This window comes from Bacteroides finegoldii DSM 17565 (genome assembly GCF_000156195.1).
GTDB lineage: Bacteria > Bacteroidota > Bacteroidia > Bacteroidales > Bacteroidaceae > Bacteroides > Bacteroides finegoldii.
In genome coordinates, this window is record NZ_GG688342.1 from 8,241 (window position 1) to 12,349 (window position 4,109).

The following is a 4,109-nucleotide window of genomic DNA, read 5'->3' on the forward strand; positions in this document are numbered from 1 at the left end:
TTTTTACAAACCGTAGAATGTATAATTAATAATCATTTTAAATGCTTGAACAAGACAGAATTATAAAGATTAACATCGAGGAGGAAATGAAGTCATCGTACATTGACTACTCTATGTCGGTCATCGTTTCGCGTGCCCTTCCGGATGTTAGAGATGGATTTAAGCCCGTTCACCGTAGAATTTTATACGGAATGATGGAATTGGGTAATACTTCAGATAAACCTTATAAGAAATCAGCCAGAATTGTTGGTGAAGTACTTGGTAAGTATCATCCTCATGGAGATTCTTCTGTTTATCTTGCAATGGTTCGTATGGCTCAGGAGTGGGCGATGCGTTATCCTTTGGTAGACGGACAGGGTAATTTTGGTTCGGTAGACGGTGATAGCCCTGCTGCTATGCGTTATACGGAGGCACGTCTTAATAAGCTGGGTGAAGCGATGATGGATGACTTGTATAAGGAAACCGTAGATTTTGAGCCTAACTTTGATAATACTTTGGTTGAACCTAAGGTTATGCCAACTCGAATTCCTAATCTTTTAGTGAATGGTGCATCTGGTATTGCCGTGGGTATGGCTACCAATATGCCTCCACATAATCTTTCTGAAGTTATAGATGCTTGTGATGCATATATTGATAATCCGGAAATTACAGTGGAAGAGTTGATGGAGTTTGTGAAAGCTCCGGATTTTCCTACAGGCGGATATATATATGGTGTAAGTGGTGTGCGTGAGGCTTATCTGACAGGTCGTGGGCGTGTAGTTATGCGTGCGAGAGCTGAAATTGAAAGCGGGCAGGCACATGATAAAATTGTAATCACCGAGATTCCCTATAATGTAAATAAGGCAGAATTGATTAAGTATATCGCTGACCTTGTTAACGATAAGAAAATAGAAGGCATCTCGAATGCTAATGATGAGTCTGACCGTGATGGTATGCGTATCGTTATTGACGTAAAACGTGATGCAAATGCAAGTGTAGTGCTGAATAAACTTTATAAGATGACAGCTTTACAGACATCTTTTGGTGTGAATAATGTTGCTTTGATACACGGACGTCCAAAGACATTAAATCTGAGAGATTTAATAAAATATTTCATAGAACATAGACGCGAGGTCGTAATTCGTCGTACTCAGTTCGAACTTCGTAAAGCAAAAGAGCGGGCACATATTCTTGAAGGTTTAATTATTGCTTCGGATAATATTGATGAAGTAATTCGTATTATCCGTGCTGCTAAAACGCCCAATGATGCTATAGCAGGCTTGATAGAACGTTTCAACCTGACAGAAATTCAGTCGCGTGCTATTGTAGAAATGCGTTTGCGCCAGTTGACTGGTTTGATGCAGGATCAGCTTCATGCGGAATACGAGGAAATCATGAAGCAGATTGCTTATTTGGAAAGTATTCTGGCTGATGATGAAGTATGCCGTAAGGTAATGAAAGATGAACTGCTGGAAGTGAAAGCAAAATATGGGGATGAACGCCGTTCAGAGATTGTATATTCTTCAGAAGAGTTTAATCCGGAAGATTTCTACGCTGATGACCAAATGATTATCACCATTTCTCATATGGGATATATCAAGCGTACTCCTTTAACAGAATTCCGCGCACAGAATCGTGGTGGGGTAGGTTCTAAGGGAACAGAAACTCGTGATGAAGACTTTGTAGAGCATATTTATCCGGCTACCATGCACAATACCATGATGTTCTTTACACAAAAAGGTAAGTGTTATTGGTTGAAAGTGTATGAGATACCTGAAGGAACGAAGAACTCTAAGGGGCGTGCTATTCAGAATTTGTTGAATATTGATTCAGATGATAATGTAACGGCATATTTGCGTGTGAAGAGTTTAGAGGATTCAGAGTTCATCAATAGCCACTATGTATTATTCTGTACTAAGAAAGGTGTAATAAAGAAAACATTGTTAGAACAATATTCTCGTCCTCGCCAGAATGGTGTAAATGCTATTACGATTCGCGAAGATGACAGTGTTATCGAAGTTCGTATGACGAATGGAAATAATGAAATTATCATTGCCAACCGTAATGGACGTGCAATTCGTTTCCATGAAGCAGCAGTGCGTGTTATGGGACGTACAGCAACGGGGGTGCGTGGTATTACATTAGATAACGATGGTCAGGATGAAGTTGTGGGAATGATTTGCATTAAGGACTTGGAGACGGAATCTGTAATGGTTGTTTCTGAGCAAGGATATGGTAAACGTTCTGAAATTGAAGACTATCGTAAGACCAACCGTGGAGGTAAGGGTGTGAAAACAATGAATATTACTGAAAAAACGGGTAAATTGGTAACGATTAAATCTGTAACAGATGAAAATGATTTGATGATTATCAATAAATCCGGTATCACAATTCGTTTGAAGGTAGCAGATGTTCGTATCATGGGGCGTGCTACCCAAGGTGTCCGTTTGATTAATCTTGAAAAACGCAATGATCAGATTGGTTCAGTATGTAAAGTCATGACTGAAAGTCTTGAGGATGAAATACCGGAAGAAGAAGTAGAGGGTACTATTGTGAGTGATCCTAATACTGATGCTCCTGATATTGACAATGATGATACGTCAGATGTAAATGAGAACGAAAGTAATAACATTGAGGAATAGACATAATATTAATAATTAATCAAACAACAATCATGAAAAGAGTATTATTTTCTATGGTTTTATTGATGGCTGTTAGCTTCTCTTTTGCTCAAATGAAAAATGTAAAAGAAGCGAAGAGCATAGCTAATGACGTAAAACCTAATTTTAAGCAGGCTGAACAGCTTATTAAGGAAGCTATGAAGAATCCTGAAACAAAGGATCTTGCTGAAACATGGGATGTTGCTGGATTTATCCAGAAACGTATCAACGAAGAGCAGATGAAAAATGCTTTTTTGAGAAAACCGTATGATACATTGAAAGTGTATAATAGCATATTGAAGATGTATGAGTATTATACTAAGTGTGACGATCTGGCTCAAGTACCCAATGAAAAGGGCAAAATTAAAAACAAATATCGGAAGGCGAATGCTTCTAGTATGTTGGCCGAACGTCCGAATTTGATCAATGGTGGTATTCAATATTTTAATTTGGATAAGAATAAAGAAGCGTTGAAATTCTTCGCAACATACGTAGAGTCAGCTTCATATCCTATGTTAGCTGATAAAGAGATTGCTAAAAACGATACTCTTCTTCCGCAGATTGCTTATTATGCAACATTGGCAGCTGATAGAGTAGGTAATAAAGATGCGATTATCAAGTATGCTCCGATGGCTTTGTCAGATAAAGATGGTGGCAAGTTTGCAATGCAATTAATGGCTGATGCTTATAAAGCTAAGGGGGACACAGTAGCATGGATCAAAGCTCTGGAAGAAGGTATTCTTAAATTTCCAGGAAATGATTATTTCTTTGCCAATTTGGTTGATTATTATAATAGTTCTAATCAAGCCTCTAAGGCTATGGAGTTTGCTGACAGAATGCTGTCTAATGATCCGAATAATAAGCTGTATTTATATGTAAAGGCATATCTTTATCATAACATGAAAGAATATGATAATGCAATTGAATTCTATAAAAAGGCTATTGCTGCTGATCCGGAATATGCAGAAGCATACTCTAATGTAGGTTTAGTGTATTTGATGAAAGCGCAGGATTATGCTGATAAAGCAACGACGGATATTAATGATCCTAAGTATGCTGAAGCACAGGCTGTAGTAAAGAAGTTCTATGAAGAAGCTAAGCCTTTTTATGAGAAAGCCCGTGCTTTGAAACCAGACCAGAAAGATTTGTGGTTGCAAGGACTTTACCGTGTTTATTATAACTTGAATATGGGACCGGAATTTGAAGAAATTGATAAGATGATGAAGTAATAATTCTTTCTCCATATGAGATTAGTAAAGAAGGTCGCTTCCTTAGGGATATTCCTAAAATAATAAAATTTAAGGCAACTACTTCATTGCGAATTAGTTGCCTTTTTTGTATCTTTAAGCATTCCCCCCAAAAAACCGGTTTGACGGCCAAAACGGGGGTAATCTAAAATAAAAACACATGGTAAAGATACAAAAAATCTCAGAAATCGAACCTTGTTTAGGTTTTACCGAGTTCGATATG

General features: G+C 37.8%; 2 protein-coding genes and 1 pseudogene. All 3 read left to right on the forward strand.

From position 1 onward, the window contains the following. The first annotated feature begins 41 nt into the window (after window positions 1-41). Window positions 42-2,621: a DNA gyrase subunit A gene (gene gyrA / locus BACFIN_RS00535; protein ID WP_007758205.1), complete on the forward strand. Its 2,580-nt coding sequence runs from the start codon at window positions 42-44 to the stop codon at window positions 2,619-2,621. Between the two features lie 32 nt (window positions 2,622-2,653). After that, window positions 2,654-3,868, forward strand: a complete 1,215-nt coding sequence (locus BACFIN_RS00530) for a tetratricopeptide repeat protein (RefSeq protein WP_007758206.1) — start codon at window positions 2,654-2,656, stop codon at window positions 3,866-3,868. A gap of 178 nt (window positions 3,869-4,046) precedes the next feature. Beyond that, window positions 4,047-4,109, forward strand: a pseudogene (locus BACFIN_RS23935) (transposase); the annotation flags it as partial.

Excerpts from the sequence above, each read along its gene's own strand:
- gyrA (WP_007758205.1), top strand. The coding sequence starts at position 42 with ATGCTTGAACAAGACAGAATTATAAAGATTAACATCGAGGAGGAAATG.
- BACFIN_RS00530 (WP_007758206.1), top strand. The coding sequence starts at position 2,654 with ATGAAAAGAGTATTATTTTCTATGGTTTTATTGATGGCTGTTAGCTTC.